The sequence below is a fragment of the Sphingomonas sp. genome, from assembly GCF_039594485.1.
Taxonomy (GTDB): Bacteria; Pseudomonadota; Alphaproteobacteria; order Sphingomonadales; family Sphingomonadaceae; genus Sphingomonas.
In genome coordinates this window covers 1-19,742 of sequence record NZ_JBCNNI010000047.1, presented here as the reverse complement: position 1 = coordinate 19,742, position 19,742 = coordinate 1, and the positions used below count along the sequence as shown (strand labels likewise).

The window sequence follows — 19,742 nt, the reverse complement described above, 5'->3', positions numbered from 1 at the left end:
GGAGCGGGCGCGCCTGCGCTAGAGTGCGATCACGTCTCCGTCGCCCGCGTTTCCGCGCAGATGCCTTGCCGCATGATCTCCCGCGCCCCTCGCGACCGTATCGCCGCGCACCCACAGGCCATATTGGCGTATATGCGCGTCGGCGGCGGTGAACAGCCCACAGATGTCCGCCGCCATCCCCGTCAAGATCACGCGGCACCCCCAGTTGCGGCAGCAGCACCGGCAGATTGGTCGCATTCCTCACCACCCTCGAAATCGAGGTCGTTGATCATGTCGATGATGAGCAGCGTGGCGGAATGGGGCGTGGAACCGGGCATGGCCGCACCATACCATGATCGAACCGGGCGAACGTCGATCCACCTCGACGGAGCGAGGCGGTCGACCGCCGCGGCATCGGCTTCCCCCTCCGTCACGACCGGAGAGGGAAGCCGCTTCGCCTCAGGCCTTCAGGCCCTTGGCCATGTTGAGATGCGCGGCGACAGTCGGGATCAAGCCGGTGGCGAAGCTCTTGAGCGACGCGACGTCGCCCGTGGCAACATAGCCCTTCAGCGTGTCGAGCGCCTGCTGATGCGCGGCGGTCTGCTCGGCGATGTAAGCCTGGTCGAAGGCGGTGCCGTTCAGCGCCTTCAACTGGTCGAGCTTCTGCTGCTGCTCGGCATTCAGCACGGGATCGGGCGTGATCGCGGGCGTGGCCGAACCCGCAGCGGCCTTCAGCTTGGCGGTGGAGGCGGTATGCGCCTCGATCATCCGGCGCGCATAGGTCTTGACCGAGGCCGAGGCACCGTTGGTCAGGGCCAGCTTCGACGTCTCGATCTCGAAGGCGTCGCTGGCCGCCACCGCATTGGCGAAGACCTGCGCGGCGGGCAGGGTCGCGGCAGTCGGCGCGGCGTCGGCCATGGCGTTACCGGCCGTCATGTCGGCGGTGGCGGCGTTGCTCTGGGCCTGGGGCTCGCTGCGCCCGCAACCGGCAAGAGCGAGGAGGGCGGCGGCGCCCAAGGCGGTAGCGCGAATGGTCATGCCAGTAAGCTCCTAGGATAGTTCGGCGATAGTTCGGCAAAGCGTCTAAGCGCGCCATGGCGCGGGACGTTCCGTAAATCATCGGACCCGAAACGGTTTCGCATCGTTGAACCGGGGCAACGCCGCTTGGCAAAGCGATGAAGGAACCTGTGTCATGAGCATTTTCGGCAATATTCTGGGCAAGATCTTCCATCACAAGGCGGCCACCCCCGCCGAGGCGGCTCCGACCCCCGCCACACCGGCCCAGCCCGCTCCGCAGCAACAGGCCCCCGCCGCCGAAACCGCGCCCGCTCCGCAGTCGGTCGATGTCGGCGCGGTGCTCAGCGAAATGGCCGCGATGAAGAATGGCGGCGGCAATTATCAAAGCTCGATCGTCGACCTGCTCAAGCTGCTGGATCTCGATTCCAGCCTGGCCGCGCGCAAGGAACTGGCGAACGAACTGGGTGTACACGTCGCGGAGGACGGCTCGGCGGAGCAGAATATCGCCCTGCACAAGGCGGTCATGGCCAAGCTCGCCGAAAATGGCGGCATCGTACCGGACAGCCTGCGCAACTGAGCGATGACGGGCGAGGGACGGGCGAGGTCGTCCCACCTCGCCCGGTCGATGCACGCAATAGCCAAGAGCAGTCCGCCCCGGCTACATCCGGGGTATGACGATCACCCGCTGGCAACGCCTGCAAATCCATATCGGTGACCGGATCGCCCCGCCGCGATTCCTGGTCTTCGCCCTGATCCTCGTCGTCAGCGGAGCCTTGCTGGTCCCGTCGCTGGGGGTGACGCGCGGCGTGTTGGCGGGGTTCGATCTGGCGACGCTTCTGTTCCTCGTCTCGCTGGTGCCCCTGTTGCGGCAGGGTGAGGCGGTGAAGATGCGCCGCCGCGCCGCGCGCAACGACGCGAATCGCGCGGTCCTGCTCGTCTTCAGCGGGATCGTGACATTCGTCATCCTCGTCGCGGTCGGCGGCGAGTTGCGTGGGCGGAGCAGCACCGTCACCATCGCGCTGGTCGTCGGCACGCTGATCCTGACCTGGCTGTTCTCCAACATCGTCTATGCGCTGCATTACGCGCATCTCTATTACAGCGCGGATGAGGACGGCGATGCGGGGGGCCTGCAATTCCCCGACACGGCCGAGCCCGATTACTGGGACTTCCTCTATTTCTCGGTCACGCTGGGCATGACCTTCCAGACCTCGGACGTCTCCATCGCGTCGCGACGGATGCGCCGCGTGGTGACCGGGCAGTGTCTGGCGGCATTCGTCTTCAATCTCGGCGTCATCGCCTTCACGGTGAACGTACTGGGCGGCGGGAATTAGGGCGGGGAAAAGGTCTGGACGACTGGCCTATCGGTTGCCTAACCTGCCCCCATCTCCCTTTGCCGCAAAAGGCTTTCCATGATCCGTACCGCGTTTCGTTCCGTCTTCGTCGCGTCGCTGCTCGCCTCCACGGCGGCGGCCGTCGCACAGGTCCCGCCGGGCAATTCCGCGCCCGCCGCACAGGCTCCGTTCGTCAACACCATCCCCGACGCGGTCGACACGCCCTATCCCGGCACGATCAAGCTGGTGGTCGATGCCACCGACACGGAGCGCGGCATCTTCCGCGTGAAGGAGACGATTCCGGTCGCCAAGGCCGGGCCGATGGCGCTGCTCTTCCCCAAATGGCTGCCCGGCGCACACTCGCCGCGTGGCGAGATCGAGAAGCTGGCGGGCCTGGTCATTCGCGCCAACGGGCAGATCCTGCCCTGGACGCGCGATCCGGTCGACGTCTTCGCCTTCCATATCGACGTGCCCGCGGGCGCGGCGCAGCTCGACCTGGAATTCCAGTTCCTGTCGGCGACCAAGTCCGATCAGGGGCGCATCGCCGTCACCCCGACGATGATCTCGCTGGAACCCAATTCGGTCAGCCTCTATCCGGCGGGCTATTATACGCGCCAGATCCCGATCCAGATGACCGCGACCTTCCCGACCGGCTGGACGGCGGCGGGCGCGGTTCCCGCCAAGGCGACGGGTTCGACCTACAGCTATGACACGACCAATTACGAGATCCTGGTCGACTCGCCGATCCTGGCGGGCAAATATGGCAAGGTCTTCCCGCTTTCCCCGCGCGTCAACCTGAACGTCTTTGCCGACAATCCCGGCGAGCTCGCCGCCAAGCCCGAACAGATCGATGCGCACAAGCGTCTGGTGGAACAGGCCGTCAAGACCTTCGGCGCGCAGCATTACGACAAGTATGAGTTCCTGCTGTCGATCAGCGACCAGTTGGGCGGCATCGGCCTGGAGCATCACCGTTCGTCGGAGAACGGCGTGACGCCGGGCTATTTCACCGACTGGAATGCGGGGCCGGGGCGTCGCAACCTGCTGCCGCACGAATTCACCCATAGCTGGGACGGCAAGTTCCGGCGCGGTTCCGACCTGTGGACGCCCGATTTCCGCACGCCGATGCGCGACTCGCTGCTGTGGGTCTATGAAGGGCAGACCCAGTTCTGGGGCTATGTCCTCCAGGCGCGGTCGGGCATGGTGTCCAAGCAGGACACGCTGGACCAATATGCGTCGATCCTCGCCGTCTACGACACCGCGCCCGCGCGGCAGTGGCGCAACCTGCTCGACACCACCAACGACCCCATCATCTCGTCGCGCAAGCCCAAGGGCTGGACGAGCTGGCAGCGGTCGGAGGATTATTACAATGAAGGCCTGATGGTCTGGATGGAGGTCGATGCGATGCTCCGCCAGAAGTCGAACGGGACCAAGTCGATCGACGATTTCGCCAAGGCCTTTTTCGGCATCCGCGACGGCGACTGGGGCGAGGTGACCTACAGCTTCGACGATGTGGCGACCACGCTGAACCAGATCGTGCCTTATGACTGGGCCACGTTCCTGCGCCGCCGGATCACCGAGACGGGGCAGCCCGCGCCGATCCAGGGCTTTGCGATGAACGGCTACAAGCTGGTCTATACGGCCGAGCCGAGCGCCGTGTTCAAGCAGTCGGAGAAGGGCCGTACCGATGTCAGCTATTCGCTGGGCTTCGCGGTATCGAACAGCGGCGACGTCACCAGTTCAATTTGGGACAGCCCGGCCTTCAAGGCGGGCATCGATGTCGGCACCCAGATTCAGGCCGTCAATGGCGAGGCCTTTACCGGCGATCGCCTGAAGGCCGCGATCATCGCCGCCAAGGATCCGGCCAAGCCGGTCAAGTTGGTGATAAAGAACCAGGATGTGTTCCGCGACGTGACGCTCGATTACACCGGCGGTCCGCGTTATCCGCATCTGGAAAAGGTGGGAACGGGCGAGACCGGGCTCGACCGGTTGCTCAAGGCGCGCTGACGCGACCGTAACCGACATCTATCGACAGGACATGGCGGGTTGCGCTATCGCGCCCGCCATTGTTTTTGCACCGGAACTTCGACCGGCGCTTTGTAGAGAAAGACTGACCGATGCGTATCGACCTCATCCCCGTCGGCAAGAACCCGCCCGACGACCTCAACGTCGTGATCGAGGTGCCGACCGGTGGCGAGCCCGTGAAGTATGAGTTCGACAAGGCGTCGGGCGCGCTGTTCGTCGACCGCATCCTGCACACGCCGATGCGCTATCCGGCCAATTACGGCTTCGTGCCCCACACCCTGTCGCCCGATGGCGATCCGCTCGACGCGCTGGTCGTGTCGCGCTCGCCCTTCATTCCGGGCTGCGTCGTGCGCGCGCGTCCGATCGCGGTGCTGAACCTCGAAGACGAAGCCGGCGGCGACGAGAAGCTGGTCTGCGTGCCGGTCGACTCGACCTTCCCTTATTATTCGAATGTCGGCGGTCGCGACGACCTGCCCGAGATCGTGTTCCAGCAGATCGAGCACTTCTTCACCCATTACAAGGACCTGGAGAAAAAGAAGTGGGTGCGGATCGGCACCTGGGGCGACCGCGACGAAGCGCGCCGCATCGTCACCGAGGCGATCGAGCGCTATGACAGCGCCAAGGCGAAGGGCGAAGAGCCGCACGACCATGACGTGCCCGGCCGCGAATAAGCCGGTCGCCCTTCAGGGTCAGGAAAACGCCTCGGTGCCCGGCGCACCGGGGCGTTTTTTGCGTTGGCAGGGGGCAGGGCTCCGGCTCTACCGCCCGGCCAGCCGCTCCAGCGCCTCGCCCGACACCCGCTGGACGGTCCATTCGTCCATCGCCTGCGCGCCCATCGCCCGGTAGAATTCCACCGCCGGCCTATTCCAGTCGAGCACCGACCATTCGAACCGCGCCCAGCCGCGATCCCGCGCGATGCCCGCCAGATGGATCAGGAGCGCCTTGCCCACCCCGCCGCCGCGTGCGGCGGGCGAGACATAAAGGTCTTCCAGATACAGGCCGCGTCGCCCGGTCCAGGTCGAGAAATTGGCGAAGAACAGGGCGAAGCCGACCGGCGCGCCGTCCCGCTCGGCGATGACCGCCTCCGCCGCGGGACGTTCGCCGAACAGCGCCTCGGCCAGCATCGGCTCGGTGGCGACGACGGCATCGGGCTCGCGCTCGAAGGCCGCCAGTTCCCGGACGAAGCCCAGGATGGTGGCGATGTCGGCGGGTCCGGCCGCTCGGATGGTGACGGTCATAATCCTGCCTCGCTCTGGGGTGCCAATCGGCTTTCGGACGCGGGCCGGCGCACCGCGACGACGCATCCCCCGATAATCAGCACCGCGCCGACCAGCGTGAAGGTCGATACACGCTCGCCGAACACCGCGTAGCCGAGCAGCGCCGCCCAGACAAAGGCGGTATATTCGACCGGCGCGAGGATCTGCGCCTCCGCCCGCGCATAGGCCCAGGCGAGGAGCAGCGCAGACAGGCTGCCCAGCGCGGCGGCGATGACGATGCTGGGCCACTGCCCCGTGGCGGGCCAGCCCGAGACGAAGGGCGCGGCGGGCAGCATCAGGACCGCGATCACCAGCATGGTGAACAGCGCCACTTCCGCCGGCCCCGCCACCTGCGCCTGCCGCCGCAGCAACACCAGGCTGACCGCATAGAGGATCGAGGCGGCGAGAATGGCGAGCGAGCCCAGCACGACCTGGGTGGAGGCCTGTGCCTGCACTTCGCCCCCCGCGATGACCAGCACCCCCGCCCCCGCAATCGCCGAGCCCAGGATCGCCGCGCGCCGGACCGTCTCGCCCAGTGCGAAAGCGGCGAGGAACAGCGCGATCAGCGGCGCGAGAAAGGTCAGCGCGATGCTCTGCGCCATCGGCACGCGCGCCAGTCCCCAGAAGAAGAGCAGCACCGAGCCACCCCCGGTCGCCCCGCGCGCGACATGGAGCCTCAGCGCCTGTCGACCCGGCCAGCGCCCGACCTGGACCAGGAACAGCGCGCCCGTGATCGCCACCCCGACCCAGGATCGCCACAGCACCGCACTATAGGCACCGCTGTCGATCGACAGTCGCTTCATCAGCGTGTCCATCACCGAATAGATGGCGATGCCGAGCGCCGCGGCGCCGAAGGCGATGACGGGGGAGGTGCGCGTGCTCATGCCCCGCCGTTACCGGGGCGGGAGATCAAAGGCGAGCCTGCTGTTCCTCCCCGGCAAGGGGAGGAATGCAAAGCTCGGGATTAAACCCCACCCCGCATCCGTTGCCCCTTCGAACAGGATATCAAGGGACAAAGGGTATGAAGACGCTGATCGCCGCAACGGGCCTGGCCATGCTGATCGCGGCGCCCGCAACCGCACAGGTCACCGCCTCGGTCGGCGCGGACTATGCCTCGGGCAAATACGGCACGAATCAGGAGGTGCGGAGCGCCAGTTCCACCCTGTCGCTCCGCGCCAAGCGCAAGCGCGTGACGGTCTTCGCCGCGCTGCCAGTGGTGCAGGTCGATGCGCCGGGCAATGTCGTCGCGCCGGGCGGACCGTTGGGCCTGCCGATCCTGATCGACCCCACCCGCCCCGCGACCCGTGTGCGGCGCAGCGGCCTGGGCGATGCGGTGGTCGGCGCATCCGTTCAGCTCCTCCCGCCGCGACGCCATCATCTGGCGCTCGCACTGACCGGCAGCGCCAAGCTGCCCACTGCTTCGGCCTCGCGCGGGCTGGGGACGGGGAAGACCGATTATTCGGTCGGCGCGGAAGCAGCGGTGCCGGGCAAGGTCACGCCCTTCGCGGCGGTCGGCCACAGCTTTGTCGGGCAACCCGATGGCTATACCCTGCGCGACGTGACCAGTGCGCGCGGCGGACTGGCGCTGGGTATCGGCAAGGCCAGCGAGGTGAGCGTCTCGTACAACTACGCCTCGCGGGTCAGCGATCAGGCCGCCGACCGGCAGGAGATCGGGGCCGGCCTCGACACCGCGCTGTCGCAGCGTCTGTCGCTGGGCGTGCAGGGCAGCGCCGGGGTCAGCAAGGGCGCGCCCGATCTCGGCGCAGGCGTGCGCCTGGGGCTGCGCCTCTGACTCATTCCTCCCCATGCGGGGGAGGAATTATTGATCCGCCAGCGTCTGGCGATACCAGGGCAGGATGTGATCGCGGAGCAACGGGGCCAAGTTCAGGGTTTCCACCGTCCCGGCATCGACCCAAATCGCCTCCTCGATCTCCGCCGCTGGAACCGGCGCGTGGGTGCAGCGCAGGTGGAAGACCGTCGCGTCGATGCGGTGCCCCGGTTCATTGGCTGCCGTTGCGGAGAAGCGGCCGATCAGCCGCAAGTCATCCGGCCCCAAACGCAGTCCGATTTCCTCGTCCAGTTCGCGGATCAGCGCCGCGGCGGGGTCTTCGCCCGGCTCGATCTTGCCGCCCGCCTGCATGAAGCAGGACGTGCCGGCCTTGCGCACCAGCAGCAACTGCCCCGCCCCGTCGTCGATCAGGGCGGCGGCGATACGGATGATCGGGGGCGTCACTCGGCGGCGATCGCGGCCTTCGCCACATCGGCCGCTTCCAGTTCGGCGGCCTTGGCCTCGACCAGCTTGACGATATGGTCGACCATATCGGCATCCTCGACCGTATGGTCGGTCAGCCCGGACAGATAGACCATGTGCTTGCCGTTGCCGCCGCCGGTCACACCGATATCGGTCTCGCGCGCCTCACCGGGGCCGTTGACGACGCAGCCCAGCACCGACAGCGACATGGGCGTGCGGATATGCTGGAGCCGCTCCTCCAGCACCTGCACGGTGCGGATCACGTCGAACCCCTGCCGCGCGCAGGACGGACAGGATACGACCCGCACGCCGCGATTGCGGATGCCCAGCGCCTTCAGGATCTCGAAGCCGACGCGCACCTCTTCCTCGGGCTCGGCCGAGAGCGAGACGCGGATCGTGTCGCCGATCCCGAACCAGAGCAGCGAACCGATGCCGATCGAGGACTTGACCGTCCCGCCAATCAGCCCACCTGCCTCGGTGATGCCCAGATGCAGCGGGCAATCGGTCGCCTCGGCCAGCCCCTGATAGGCGGCGACCGCCAGGAAGACGTCGGACGCCTTCACCGCGACCTTATATTCGTGGAAGTCATGGTCCTGGAGCAATTTGATATGGTCGAGCGCCGATTCGACCAGCGCTTCGGGACAGGGCTCGCCATATTTTTCGAGCAGGTCCTTCTCCAACGATCCCGCGTTCACGCCGATGCGTATGGCGCAGCCATTGGCCTTGGCCGCACGGACGACTTCGGCGACGCGCTCGGACGATCCGATATTGCCCGGATTGATGCGCAAACAGGCCGCGCCCGCATCGGCGGCTTCCAGCGCGCGCTTATAGTGGAAATGGATATCCGCGACGATCGGCACCCGTGCCGCCTTGGTGATCTTGGCCAGCGCGGCGGTCGAATCGGTGTCAGGACACGAGACACGGATGATGTCCGCCCCCGCCTCTTCACACCGGCGAATCTGGTCGAGCGTGGCGACCGGATCGCTGGTCGGCGTGTTGGTCATGGTCTGCACGGTGACGGGGGCGTCGCCGCCCACGGGCACATTGCCCACCATGATCTGACGGCTTTGGCGGCGGACGATGTCTCGCCAGGGACGAATGGACATGGACCCTATATACGCGCAACCGCGTTGCGGTTCAAAGTCAGTGCTGTACCAGACCCCCGAACATGACCGCCGCCGCCCCCATCCCCCGCCATTACGGCCTCGACTGGCTGCGCATCGGTGCCTTCGCCATCCTGATCCTCTATCATATCGGCATGGTCTTCGTGCCCTGGGGCTTTCACGTGCAACTCGCCCGGCTGCCCTGGGTCGCGGTGCCGATGCTGGCCAGCAATCCCTGGCGGCTGATGCTGCTGTTCGTCGTGTCGGGCTATGCCACCCGCGCGCTGGCGGTGCGGCATCCGAGCATCCTCAGCTTCGTGCGCGGGCGAAGCGCCCGGCTGCTCGTGCCGCTGGCCTTCGGCGTCGCCATCCTGGTGCCGCCGCAGATCTGGGCGGAGCTGGTCGGCAAATATGGCTATCCCGGATCCTATTGGACCTTCTGGCTGCACGACTGGCTGAGCTTTGGCGCGATCGGCGGCGTGGTGCCGACGCCTGCCTGGAACCATCTGTGGTTCGTCGGCTATCTCTGGGTCTATACCATGGCGATCGCGGGCGTGCTGGTGATCGGCGGGCGCTGGGGGCGAAGGGCGCAGGGAGCGTTCGACCGCGTCTTTGGCGGCTGGGGTGGAGCCGTTCTGCCGGTCGTCTGGCTGTTGCTGGTCGATATCCGCCTGTTTCCCGGGCAGACCGATACCCATGGCCTGATCGACGACTGGCTGGCCCATGCCATCTATTTTCCCGCGCTGCTGTTCGGTTTCGCCATGGCGGGGTCGGAGCGGGTGCTGGACAGCTTCCGACGCGGCTGGGCGGTCGCGGGGGCCATCGCGCTGGCAAGCTATGCGGTCGCCGCCGGGCTGGAGTGGCGCTGGCCGGGGCTTGCGGGCGCGCCGAACGGGCTGGGCACCCTCTTTGCCGGCGCGCGGGCGGTGCAGGGATGGATGGCGGTCGTCGCGCTGATCGGCATCGCCGAGCGATTCTGGAACCGCGACCACCCCTGGCGACGGACGCTGACCGAGGCGGTGTTCCCCTTCTACCTCATCCACCAGACGATCATCATCCTCGTCGCGCTCTGGCTGTGGCGGATGGGCCTGCCGCTGGCGCTCGACACGGCATTGCTGTTCGCGGCGACGGTGGCGGGCTGCTGGGCCTTTTACCTGGTCGGACGGCGGGTCCGCTGGCTTCGCCCCCTGATCGGGCTCCGGCCGGGGGATGGCAGGCGCGGGACGATCTGATAGGGCCGCCGATATCCTTTCCCCTGTCTCTCGGAGTTTTCCCATGTCCGCATCCTGGTCGCTGGTCATCCATGGCGGCGCGGGCCGGATCACCCGTGACGTGCTGACGCCCGAACAGGATGCGGGTGCGCGCGCCGGTCTCGACGCCGCGCTGAAGGCCGGGTCGGCCGTGCTGGCGCGCGGTGGCGGTGCGCTGGATGCGGTCGAGGCCGCCGTGCGCGTGCTGGAGGATGATCCGCATTTCAACGCCGGGCGCGGGGCGTGCTTCACGCAGCAGGGCACCAACGAGCTGGACGCCGCGATCATGGACGGGCGCGACCGGCGCGCTGGCTCGGTCGCGGGTGTCACGCGCACCCGCAACCCCGTCTCGCTGGCGCGGGCGGTGATGGAGGCGAGCCCGCATGTCCTGCTGGCCGGGGGCGGCGCCGACCGTTTCGCGGTCGAGCAGGGGCTGGAGCAGGTCGATCCCGCCTGGTTCCACACCGACGAGCGCCGCCGCCAGCTCGACGAACTGCTGTCGCGCGGGGCCGACGCCTTTGACAGCGACATGAAATACGGCACGGTCGGCGCGGTCGCCTGCGACGCCCGCGGCCATGTCGCCGCCGCCACCTCCACCGGGGGCGTGACGGGCAAGCGCTGGGGTCGGATCGGCGACTCGCCGCTGATCGGCGCGGGCACCTATGCCGACGACCGGGCCTGCGCGGTGTCGTGCACCGGGTCGGGCGAGGTCTTCATCCGCGTCGGCGTCGGCCATGAGATCGCCGCCCGCCGCCGCTTCACCGGCGAGACGGTGCAGGCCGCCGCCGACAGCGTGCTGGCCGAAGTGCGCGACATGGGGGGCACCGGCGGGACGATCGTCGCCGCCCCCGATGGCACGATCGCCTGGAGCATGACGACGGCCGGCATGTATCGCGGCCGCGCCACAAGCGGCGGCGAACACAGGGTGGCGATCTATGCCGACGAAGGATAAAGCGCGCGCCATGAAGCACTTACGCCTTTTCGTCGCGATGGTCGCGGCGTCCCTCCTGGCCTCGCCCGCCGCCGCCTATTGGGAATATGGGCATCAGACGGTGGCGGCGATCGCCTGGGCCAACATCACCCCCCATGCCCGCGCCGAAATCCGTCGCCTGCTTCTCGTCCAGGCGCAGCTCGATACGCCGAGCTGCCCGGTGCGGACGATCAAGGAGGCCAGCGTCTGGCCCGACTGTATCAAGCCGCTGAAGGATCAGGACGGCAAGCCGCGCTTCGGCTATGCCTATAGCTGGCATTACCAGAATGTGGATATCTGCCAGCCCTTCCGCCTGCCCCCCGCCTGCGATTCAGGCGATTGCGTATCGGCGCAGATTCCGCGCCAGTTGGCGGTGCTGAAGGACAAGCGCAACAGCGCGAAGGACCGGCTGACCGCGCTGGCCTTCCTCGTCCATTTCGTCGGCGACCTGCACCAGCCGCTCCATGCCGGGGACAAGGGCGACAAGGGCGGCAACGACACGCGGGTCGATTACGGCGCCTATACGACGCCGCGCCTGAACCTTCATTCGATCTGGGACGGGTTGCTCGCCGAACGGGCGATCTCGACGCCGCCGTCGATGGTCCGCCGTTACCCCGCGGCGGACGCGAAGCGCGAGTCGGCGGGCGGGGTCGTCGCCTGGAGCCGCGAGAACTGGGCGATCGCCAAGCGCGCCTATGCCGCCGCGATGGGGGGCGATGCCTGCCGCCCGACACCCGCGCATATGGCGATGGACGAAGCCACGATCGAGGCGATGGCCCCGGTCGAGCGCGAGCAGATCAAGCGCGGTGGGCTGCGGCTCGCGAAACTGTTGAACCAGGCGTTCCGGGGCTAACCGCCGAGCGGATCCAAAGCGTCTGTTTCGGATCCGTTGACCAGGGCCCTCCCCATCGTCGGATAGGGAGGGCCTGGACGATGGTCAGCTCAGGACGATCGTCACCGCGCGGCGGTTCTGCGCCCAGGCGGCTTCGTCCGAACCCAGCGCGATCGGGCGTTCCTTGCCATAGCTGATGACGTTCATCCGGTCGGGCGAGACGCCGCGCGCGGCCAGATAATTCTTGGCGGCATTGGCGCGGCGATCGCCCAGCGCGAGATTATATTCGCGGGTGCCCCGCTCGTCGCAATGCCCTTCGATCGTGATGCGGACATTGGGATAACGCATCAGCCACTGCGCCTGGCTGTCCAGGATCGCGCGCGATTCGGGGTTGATATCATATTCGTCGGTGCTGAAATGAATCGTGTTCGACGTGACCGAACGCTTGAAGTCCGCGTCCGAGCCCGGAACGATCGCGCCGTCTGGATTCGTGTTCGCCCCGGCATTGGGATCGACCGGCGCATTCTGCTCGACGGGCGCGGGCGGCAGTTCGGCGGGACGCTTCTTGGCGCAACCCGCCATGGCGAGCGCCATGGTGGCGACGACCAGGGTGGTCTTGATCTTGGTCACTGGATTATCTCCCTCAAGGTTCGTTTCGCCCCCGAAACTTCTATCCTCAATTGTCGTTACGGCCGCAACGGCCCCCAGGCCGGATCCGATCCATCTAGCGGGGTCGGGATGCGCCGCTCGTTCACGCCGGTCAGGTCGACCATCCACACATCGGCCTTGCCCGACGACCCCTGTGTCGTGCGCTGGAAGGTGATGACGCGGCCATTGGGGGACCAGCTCGGCCCCTCGTCCTGCCAGCTATTGGTCAGCAGCTTCTCAGCCCCGCCCGACGGGTTCATGATGCCGATGCGGAACGCGCCGCCCAGCTTGGTGAAGGCGATCAGGTCGCCGCGCGGGCTCCATACCGGGGTCGCATAGCGGCCGCCGCCAAAGCTGATCCGGTGCTGGTTCGACCCATCGGCGTTCATCACATAGATTTGCTGGCCGCCCGAACGATCGCTCTCGAAGGTGATCTTCGATCCGTCGGGCGAATAACTGCCGCCGGTGTCGATGCCGGGCGAATTGGTCAGCCGCTGCGGCGTGCCCCCTTGCGCCGACACCCGGTAGATATCGGTGTTGCCCGCCTGCGCCATCGAGAACAGGATCCAGCGGCCATCGGGCGAGAAGCGCGGCGCGAAGGTCGTCGCGGCGTTCTGCACCACCAGCCGCTGGCGGCCGGTGCCGATGTCATAGACATAGATGGCGGGCCGCTTGTCGACATAGGACATATAGACGATCGACTGCTGATTCGGTGCGAAGCGGGGGGTCAGCACGATCGACTGGCCGCTGGTCAGGAAGCGGTGATTCTGCCCGTCCTGGTCCATGATCGCCAGCCGCTTTATCCGCCGCGCCTTCGGCCCCGTTTCGGAGACATAGGCGATGCGGCTGTCGAAATAGGGGCCCTCGCCGGTCAGCTTGGTATAGATGGTGTCGGCGCATTTGTGCGCCGCGCGCCGCCAGTCGCCCGGCGACACGACGAAACCCTGCCGCGCCAGCTCGCTGCGCGCCAGCACATCATAGAGGTAGCATCCGACCGTCAGCGTCCCGTCGCCATTGGCGCGGACATAGCCCTGGACCAGCGCCTGCGCGCCGGTGCCGTTCCAATAGTCGAAGGCGGGCGCGGTCACTTCGGGGAAGGACACGGTGCGAAGCTGCGCGGGCGGGATCGGCGTGAACAGCCCCGAATTGCGCAGATCGTTGACGATGATCTCCGACAGTTTCTGCCCGACGACATCGGTGGTGCCCGCAGGCGTCTGCTCGACGGCGCTGGTCGGCATGGCGGGCACCGCGATCGGCATTGGCGCGGAGATGCCGCCTTCGACGTCGACGACCAGCCCTTCCTGGCCATTGGCCGGGGCGGTCGCGGGCTGCTGCCCCGCGGGAGCCGGCGCCGCCGGTTGCGTCTGTGGTGCGGGCGCGGGCACATCCTGCGCGCCCACGGCGCTGGCCGCCAGGGCCAGGGTGAGCGGCAAGGTCAGCAGGGAACGGGGCATAAGCATCATCCTCAACCCGGAAGTTTGTAGCGCAGCGTGATGTTCCGCCAGCCATTGGGAATGTCGTACAGTTCCTGCGGCAGGCCCCGCAGCGGCGAACAGCCCTTGAAGGTCGCGATGGCCAACGCATCGACCCGGTCGACATAACGGTCATTCTCACCATCGACCCCGGTATGACCGACCACGCGCGGTTCGGAGGCCAGACTGCCGTCACGATTGATGTGCAGGTTGATGGCGACACGAATGCGCTCTGCCCCCGGTCCCGGAGTCACCTGACGGTTGGCGCAGGGCTGGACCTGACGCTGGATCGCAGAGGCGATGTTGGCGAGTTGCTGCGCCCCCATCTTGGCGGCCGGAGCCGCTTCCGACCTGGACGGCGACGGATCGGGTGACAGGCCCTTCAGGAAATTGTCGCCCAGTCGCGATCCCCGCGGCTTGGCCGCTGTCGCGGTCGCGCTGCTGCCACTGCCATGGGCCGAGGTTGCGGGCTTTGCGGCGGCGGGCTTGGCCTCCGAACGGCTGGGTTTCGCCGGAGCAGCGGGCGTGGGCTTGGCCGCATGGGTCGGCTTGGCCGGAGCCGGTTTGGCGGGCGCGGGTTTGGGCTGCGGCTTTTCCGCCGGTTTGGGCCTGGGTTGCGGCTTGGGCTCCGGGCGCGGCTCGGGCTTGGCCGGTTCCGGCTTGGGCTGAGGCTGGGGCTGGGGTTTGGGCTGGGGCTTGGGTTGCGGTTTCGGCTGGGGCGCGGGGGGCGGCGGCGCGGGCTGCGGCTCCGGCTCGGCCTCGACCGGCTCAGGCGGGGCGGCGTCCTCGGGCAGCCCTTCCTCAGGCGCGATCGACTGGGCGGGTTGCTGGTTCGGCGTCGGCGAGGCGGCCTCCAGCGCGACATCCTTGACCAGCGAGATGTCGATCGGCGTGACCTTCAGCTTTTCGGGGTTCGGCGTCGCCAGAAAGCCGACCGACAACAGGCCGAACAGGACGACATGTCCTGCGACCGCGATCGCCAGTCCGGTCCGCTCACCACGCTCCATCAGCGCGTGCCCGCTCCCGCCGTGGCACCGCCCTCGACCGTGACCAGCGACACGCGGTTCAGCCCGGCGCGGTTCAGCTCGCCCATCACCCGCATCACCCGGCCATAATCGAGCGCCCGGTCGGCGCGCAGATAGACCTGCGGCACCTGTCCGTCGGGGTCCTTCCGCGCCGCGATCGCATCCAGCCGGGCGGGCAGGTCGGCCTCGCTGATCTCATCCTCGTTCAGGTACATCCGCCCCTGTTCGTCGATCGAGATCTGTTCGGGCTTCTGCTCCTGCTCCAGCGCCTTGGCGCGGCTGTCGGGCAGGTTCACCGGCACGCCGGTCGAAAGCAACGGCGCGGTCACCATGAAGATGATGAGGAGCACCAGCATCACGTCGACCAGCGGCGTGACGTTGATCTCCGCCATCGGTGCGCGGCGGCCCCGGCCGGAGCGGGAGGGAAGGTTCATCGCCATCCTGGCTATCCCTTCAACGCGCCTGGTCGAGCTGGCGGCTGAGCGTGGTGTGGAACCCGTCGGCGAAGCGGTTCAGCGACGCCTCGACCCGGTTCACGCCGTGACTGAAGCGGTTATACGCGATCACCGCCGGGATGGCGGCGAACAGGCCGATCGCGGTGGCGAACAGCGCCTCCGAAATACCCGGCGCCACGACCGCCAGCGAGGTGTTCTGCGCCTGCGCGATGCCGGTGAAGCTGCGCATGATGCCCCAGACGGTGCCGAACAGCCCGACGAACGGCGCGACCGAGCCGACCGTCGCCAGCACGTTCAGCCGGTCGGACAGCTTGTCGATCTCGCCCGCGACCGCCGATCCCATCGCGGTGGCGAGCCGCTCGCGCGTGCCGTCGCGGTCGATATGCCCGCCCGCGGTCGAGCGGCGCCATTCCTGCACGCCCGCCGAAAAGACCCGCGCGGAGGGCAGTTCATTGTCCTGTTCCATGCGGTGGAAGGCGTCGATATCCTCGGCCTTCCAGAAATCGCGCTCGAACCGGGTCATGCCCTTCTTCGTCCGCGCCAGCTTGCGCGAGAAGGCGACGATGATCGTCCAGGTCCAGATGCTGGCGAGCAGCAGACCGATCATCACGATCTTCACCACCCAGTCGGCATGGAGGAACAGGGCGACGGGCGACAATGAGGCGGCATCCATGTTGAAGACGGGATTCATGGGCGTTCGGTGTCCCCCTGCCAGACAAGGCGTTGGTAGATGGCGATCCAGTCGGCGGGTTGCCGACGCGGGCGGCCGTTCGGGCCGACCCAGGCGACGACAACCCTGGCGTCGGTCAGCTTGACCGTGCCGCACCTGACTGTCTGATGAATGACGACGCGGACCGCACTGACCTCGATCAGTCGCGAGGTCACGACCAGGTCGTCGTCGAGCCGCGCGGACGCGGCATAGCGGATGGCGAGATCGGTGACGGCATAGGCGCCCTGCCCCGCCTCATGCGCCCCGCGCTGGTCGATTCCGGCCACGCGCAGCATGTCGGAACGGGCGCGCTCCATATAACGCAGATAATTGGCGTGATAGACGACGCCCGACAGGTCGGTGTCCTCGAAATAGACGCGCACCGCAAAGCGATGCTCACGCCCCTCGAAGCGGCCGCCCCTGGGCTGGTCGTCGTCCGTCACCGTCATGGTGCATGCCCGTTAACCCATCCCACCAAGGGAAGGAAGGCACTTGCGCGCTCCGGGCCATTGCTGGTCGAGCCAGCGCGCGCGCAACATGGCGCGCGCCGGGCCGATCGGGGGAATCGCTGTCCTGGATCGAGGGGTGACGACCGCTTATCGCAGCACGTTATTGCAGCACGGCCGGATCGACCTTCAATGAGGGCGGATTGATCACCGGCGGGCTATAGGGTTTGGCGGCGGGCACCGGCTGGCTCGACAGCACGGGCTGATCGGCGCTGCGCGGGACGACCTGAGCATTGGCCTGCGCGGCGATGGTCAGCGGCGCGGCGGCCTGCTGGACGGGGACCATCGTGCCGTTGCGCCAGGCGTCATAGGCCCGGAAGAAGGCGATGAAGGGTGCGTTCAGCTTTTCCAGCCGCTCCGCCGCTTTCAGGTCAAATGCCTCGGCAGGGGCAACGCTGATATCGGCCAGCACCTCGTCGGCGGCGGCGCAGAATCCCCTGCGCACCGGCGTGATCGAAAAGAAATTGTAGAGCCGGGTCATCGCGTCGTCATAGCGATCGCGCCAATCCCCGCCCTGCGACTGATATTCCGCCGAGTAGCGCTTTTCGACCGCCGCCAGGTTGATCCGCTGGACGGTCAGCATCGTGTTGTAGCGGGTGACGATCTGTCCCTCATCCGCGCCGCGACAGGCCAGCGCGGCGACGTTCAGCCCCGAACGCAGGTGCCAGATGGTCGCCGCGCTGGTCAGCGAGCGATTCGGCGTCGCATAATTGCCATCGGGCAGCAGGGCCGGGATTCGCATCCCCGGCGTCGCCCCGGGCGGCAACGGCGCGCGCGCGACCTGCGGCTGGGCGGGGACCATCACCGGCGGCGGCGCGACCTTGGCGGTCTCACGCGCGGCGCAACCCGCCAGCGAGAGGCCGATCGCTACACCCGATACAATACGCAATTTCGCCATAACCCGATCCTCGGCACAACCCGCCCCCCGGCTGTTAGACAAGGTCATGCCCAATCAAGGTTAACACGTCGTAAGCCCTGCGACGAAGCGTGACGGGCGTCGGAGGAAATCCCTGGACCCGTCCCGGACGTCACGCCGCGCGCGCGACCAGCGCGGCGGCGGCTTCGGCCATAAGCTGCGCCAGGATATCGGCGATCGGCTCTTCCTTCGTGACCATGCCGACCGACTGGCCCGCCATGACGCTGCCATGCTCGACATCGCCCTCGATCACCGCGCGGCGCAGCGCACCGGCCCAGTAATGCTCGATCTGGAGCTGCGCCTCGGCCATCGCGACCTTGCCCTCGTCCAGCGACTGGGCGACTTCGCGCTGCTTGGCGGTGAAGAGTTCGCCGCCCGCATTCTTCAGCGCGCGGACCGGGATGACCGGCAGGCGCGGGTCGATCTGAACGCTCGCCACCGCGTCACGGGCGGAGGCGCGGATGAACGCCTTCTTGAAATTGGGGTGGGCGATCGATTCGGTCGCGCAGACGAAGCGCGTGCCGAGCTGGACGCCCGCCGCGCCCATGTCGAGATAGGCGGCGATCGCCTCGCCCCGGCCGATGCCGCCCGCGACGAACACGGGGACCTGGGTGGCGATCTCGGGCAGCATCTCCTGCGCCAGCACGCTGGTCGAGACCGGACCGATATGGCCGCCCGCCTCCATCCCCTCGATCACCAGCGCATCGACGCCCGAGCGGATCAGCTTCTTGGCGAGGGAAAGCGCGGGGGCGAAGCAGATGACCTTGGCGCCCGTCTCCTTGATCGCCTCCAATGCGCCCTTGGGGGGCAGACCACCGGCGAGGACGACATGGCCGACGCCGTGACGCCCGCACACCGCGATCAGGTCGAACAGCTGCGGGTGCATGGTGATCAGGTTTACGCCGAAGGGGCGGCTCGTCATCGCCTTGGTCGCGGCGATTTCCGTGTCGAGCAGTTCGGGCGTCATCGCCCCGCACGCGATCACGCCGAACCCGCCTGCGTTCGACATGGCGGAGACGAGGTTGCGTTCCGACACCCAGGACATGGCGCCCGCCATGATCGCCATGTCGGTGCCCAGGAATTCCGCGCCCCGCGCCATGCGGGTGGCGAGACGCTGTTCGCCGGTGGTGGTCGTGGTGGTGAGGGTGTCGTTCATCGCCGCTCCATGCCGTGGAGCGCGGCGGACGGCAAGATTTGGTTCACGCGAAGACGCGATGACGCGAAGAAGAGTTTTGTTCGCGCGGAGACGCGGAGGCGCGGAGATGATCTGCGTGCGGCAGCGCCATCACCGCATCAACGATGGTTGATAAAAGGGCTGGCGGCGCAGCCGGATACACCACCTCAGCGTCTCCGCGCCTCCGCGCGAACCAATCTTCTTGAATACGCTTCGCGTCTTCGCATCTTCGCGCGAACGAAAGCCCCCTCCCCGAGCCGAACCCGAGGAGGGTAAAGCCCTTACGCCGCCTCGGCGTCCAGACCATAAGCCGTGTGCAGCACGCGCACCGCCAGTTCGGTGTAATCCTCTTCGATCAGCACGCTGACCTTGATCTCCGAGGTGGTGATGGCGAGGATGTTGATCCCGCGCGCACCCAGCGTCTGGAACATGGTCGAGGCCACGCCCGCATGGCTGCGCATGCCGACGCCGACGACCGAGATCTTGGCGACCCGCGTGTCGTGGACCAGGCTGGCATAGCCGATATCCCCGCTCGCCTTTTCCAGCACATCCAGGCTGCGCGCCAGGTCGGCCGAGGGCACGGTGAAGGTCACGTCCGTCGAGCCGGTCGAATGCGCGATGTTCTGGACAATCATGTCCACATTGATCCCCGCATCGGCGAGCGGCGCGAAGATCGAGCCGACTGCACCGGGCCGGTCGGGCACGGCGGTCAGGGTGATCTTGGCTTCGTTCTTGTCATGCGCGATGCCGGTGATGAGCTGGCGTTCCATATCGTCGATTTCCTCTTCGCCCACGATCAACGTGCCGCGATGTCCGTCTTCGTCCC

The 19,742-nt window shown here is 67.3% G+C and carries 24 protein-coding genes; 8 read left to right on the top strand and 16 right to left on the bottom strand.

Annotated elements, in window-relative coordinates; genetic code table 11:
- Window positions 1-18: 18 nt before the first annotated feature.
- The 3 genes from ABDV78_RS17525 to ABDV78_RS17515 form a co-directional block, all read right to left on the bottom strand.
- The gene (locus ABDV78_RS17525; RefSeq protein WP_343528794.1) at window positions 19-192 is read right to left on the bottom strand and encodes a hypothetical protein; all 174 of its coding nucleotides are present in this window, start codon (window positions 190-192) and stop codon (window positions 19-21) included.
- Window positions 189-317, bottom strand: a complete 129-nt coding sequence (locus ABDV78_RS17520; RefSeq protein ID WP_343528793.1) for a hypothetical protein — start codon at window positions 315-317, stop codon at window positions 189-191. The genes ABDV78_RS17525 and ABDV78_RS17520 overlap by 4 nt, the downstream gene beginning before the upstream one ends.
- Window positions 318-438: 121 nt before the next feature.
- The gene (locus ABDV78_RS17515; RefSeq protein ID WP_343528792.1) at window positions 439-1,017 is read right to left on the bottom strand and encodes a DUF4142 domain-containing protein; all 579 of its coding nucleotides are present in this window, start codon (window positions 1,015-1,017) and stop codon (window positions 439-441) included.
- 154 nt (window positions 1,018-1,171) lie between these two features.
- Between ABDV78_RS17515 and ABDV78_RS17510 the strand changes: the two genes are divergently transcribed.
- The 4 genes from ABDV78_RS17510 (at window position 1,172) to ppa (ending at window position 5,020) form a co-directional block, all read left to right on the top strand.
- Window positions 1,172-1,573, top strand: a complete 402-nt coding sequence (locus tag ABDV78_RS17510; RefSeq protein WP_343528791.1) for a DUF3597 domain-containing protein — start codon at window positions 1,172-1,174, stop codon at window positions 1,571-1,573.
- A 94-nt stretch (window positions 1,574-1,667) separates the two neighbouring features.
- Window positions 1,668-2,327, top strand: a complete 660-nt coding sequence (locus ABDV78_RS17505) for a DUF1345 domain-containing protein (protein ID WP_343528790.1) — start codon at window positions 1,668-1,670, stop codon at window positions 2,325-2,327.
- A gap of 78 nt (window positions 2,328-2,405) precedes the next feature.
- The gene (locus ABDV78_RS17500) at window positions 2,406-4,331 is read left to right on the top strand and encodes a peptidase M61 (RefSeq protein ID WP_343528789.1); all 1,926 of its coding nucleotides are present in this window, start codon (window positions 2,406-2,408) and stop codon (window positions 4,329-4,331) included.
- A 110-nt stretch (window positions 4,332-4,441) separates the two neighbouring features.
- Window positions 4,442-5,020: an inorganic diphosphatase gene (gene ppa / locus ABDV78_RS17495; protein WP_343528788.1), complete on the top strand. Its 579-nt coding sequence runs from the start codon at window positions 4,442-4,444 to the stop codon at window positions 5,018-5,020.
- An 87-nt stretch (window positions 5,021-5,107) separates the two neighbouring features.
- Here the strand turns inward: ppa and ABDV78_RS17490 are convergent, their stop codons facing one another.
- Window positions 5,108-5,587 (bottom strand): GNAT family N-acetyltransferase, encoded by a 480-nt coding sequence (locus ABDV78_RS17490; RefSeq protein ID WP_343528787.1) that lies wholly within the window; start codon window positions 5,585-5,587, stop codon window positions 5,108-5,110.
- Window positions 5,584-6,489 (bottom strand): DMT family transporter, encoded by a 906-nt coding sequence (locus tag ABDV78_RS17485; protein WP_343528786.1) that lies wholly within the window; start codon window positions 6,487-6,489, stop codon window positions 5,584-5,586. Before ABDV78_RS17485 ends, ABDV78_RS17490 begins: the two co-directional genes overlap by 4 nt.
- 137 nt (window positions 6,490-6,626) lie before the next feature.
- Here ABDV78_RS17485 and ABDV78_RS17480 point away from each other — a divergent pair, with 137 nt between their 5' ends.
- Window positions 6,627-7,397: a transporter gene (locus ABDV78_RS17480; RefSeq protein WP_343528785.1), complete on the top strand. Its 771-nt coding sequence runs from the start codon at window positions 6,627-6,629 to the stop codon at window positions 7,395-7,397.
- Window positions 7,398-7,424: 27 nt separating this feature from the next.
- On the opposite strand, the gene ABDV78_RS17475 is transcribed toward ABDV78_RS17480, so the two are convergent.
- Together ABDV78_RS17475 and ispG are read right to left on the bottom strand one after the other, a co-directional pair.
- A complete protein-coding gene (locus tag ABDV78_RS17475) occupies window positions 7,425-7,838 on the bottom strand; it encodes an NUDIX domain-containing protein (protein ID WP_343528784.1) in 414 nt (137 codons plus the stop codon).
- Entirely contained in the window at window positions 7,835-8,962 is a 1,128-nt protein-coding gene (ispG, locus tag ABDV78_RS17470; RefSeq protein ID WP_343528783.1) for a flavodoxin-dependent (E)-4-hydroxy-3-methylbut-2-enyl-diphosphate synthase, read from the bottom strand. The genes ABDV78_RS17475 and ispG overlap by 4 nt, the downstream gene beginning before the upstream one ends.
- Window positions 8,963-9,024: 62 nt before the next feature.
- Here ispG and ABDV78_RS17465 point away from each other — a divergent pair, with 62 nt between their 5' ends.
- From ABDV78_RS17465 to ABDV78_RS17455, 3 genes are read left to right on the top strand one after another with little or no spacing between them, the layout of a single operon-like run.
- Window positions 9,025-10,191, top strand: a complete 1,167-nt coding sequence (locus tag ABDV78_RS17465; protein WP_343528782.1) for an acyltransferase — start codon at window positions 9,025-9,027, stop codon at window positions 10,189-10,191.
- 43 nt (window positions 10,192-10,234) lie between these two features.
- Window positions 10,235-11,161 carry an isoaspartyl peptidase/L-asparaginase gene (locus ABDV78_RS17460; protein WP_343528781.1) on the top strand — a complete coding sequence of 309 codons (927 nt, stop codon included), beginning with the start codon at window positions 10,235-10,237 and terminating at the stop codon, window positions 11,159-11,161.
- A gap of 10 nt (window positions 11,162-11,171) precedes the next feature.
- Complete coding sequence (locus tag ABDV78_RS17455; RefSeq protein ID WP_343528780.1) at window positions 11,172-12,032, top strand: S1/P1 nuclease; 861 nt, start codon at window positions 11,172-11,174, stop codon at window positions 12,030-12,032.
- A gap of 84 nt (window positions 12,033-12,116) precedes the next feature.
- Here ABDV78_RS17455 and pal read toward each other — a convergent pair whose 3' ends face one another.
- The 9 genes from pal to ABDV78_RS17410 form a co-directional block, all read right to left on the bottom strand.
- Window positions 12,117-12,641: a peptidoglycan-associated lipoprotein Pal gene (gene pal / locus ABDV78_RS17450; RefSeq protein WP_343528779.1), complete on the bottom strand. Its 525-nt coding sequence runs from the start codon at window positions 12,639-12,641 to the stop codon at window positions 12,117-12,119.
- Between the two features lie 56 nt (window positions 12,642-12,697).
- Window positions 12,698-14,113, bottom strand: a complete 1,416-nt coding sequence (gene tolB, locus ABDV78_RS17445; protein ID WP_343528778.1) for a Tol-Pal system beta propeller repeat protein TolB — start codon at window positions 14,111-14,113, stop codon at window positions 12,698-12,700.
- Between the two features lie 11 nt (window positions 14,114-14,124).
- Window positions 14,125-15,138, bottom strand: a complete 1,014-nt coding sequence (locus tag ABDV78_RS17440; protein ID WP_343528777.1) for a cell envelope biogenesis protein TolA — start codon at window positions 15,136-15,138, stop codon at window positions 14,125-14,127.
- The gene (tolR, locus tag ABDV78_RS17435) at window positions 15,138-15,596 is read right to left on the bottom strand and encodes a protein TolR (protein ID WP_343528776.1); all 459 of its coding nucleotides are present in this window, start codon (window positions 15,594-15,596) and stop codon (window positions 15,138-15,140) included. Before tolR ends, ABDV78_RS17440 begins: the two co-directional genes overlap by 1 nt.
- Before the next feature lie 13 nt (window positions 15,597-15,609).
- The gene (gene tolQ / locus ABDV78_RS17430; protein ID WP_343528775.1) at window positions 15,610-16,302 is read right to left on the bottom strand and encodes a protein TolQ; all 693 of its coding nucleotides are present in this window, start codon (window positions 16,300-16,302) and stop codon (window positions 15,610-15,612) included.
- Window positions 16,299-16,769, bottom strand: coding sequence for a YbgC/FadM family acyl-CoA thioesterase (locus tag ABDV78_RS17425; RefSeq protein ID WP_343528774.1), 471 nt, complete (start codon window positions 16,767-16,769; stop codon window positions 16,299-16,301). The genes tolQ and ABDV78_RS17425 overlap by 4 nt, the downstream gene beginning before the upstream one ends.
- A 160-nt stretch (window positions 16,770-16,929) precedes the next feature.
- The gene (locus ABDV78_RS17420) at window positions 16,930-17,724 is read right to left on the bottom strand and encodes a hypothetical protein (protein WP_343528773.1); all 795 of its coding nucleotides are present in this window, start codon (window positions 17,722-17,724) and stop codon (window positions 16,930-16,932) included.
- A gap of 130 nt (window positions 17,725-17,854) precedes the next feature.
- Window positions 17,855-18,898, bottom strand: a complete 1,044-nt coding sequence (locus tag ABDV78_RS17415) for a nitronate monooxygenase (protein WP_343528772.1) — start codon at window positions 18,896-18,898, stop codon at window positions 17,855-17,857.
- A gap of 299 nt (window positions 18,899-19,197) precedes the next feature.
- Window positions 19,198-19,742, bottom strand: a 545-nt coding sequence (locus ABDV78_RS17410) for an ACT domain-containing protein (RefSeq protein WP_343528771.1), incomplete at its 5' end; no start/stop codon positions are given.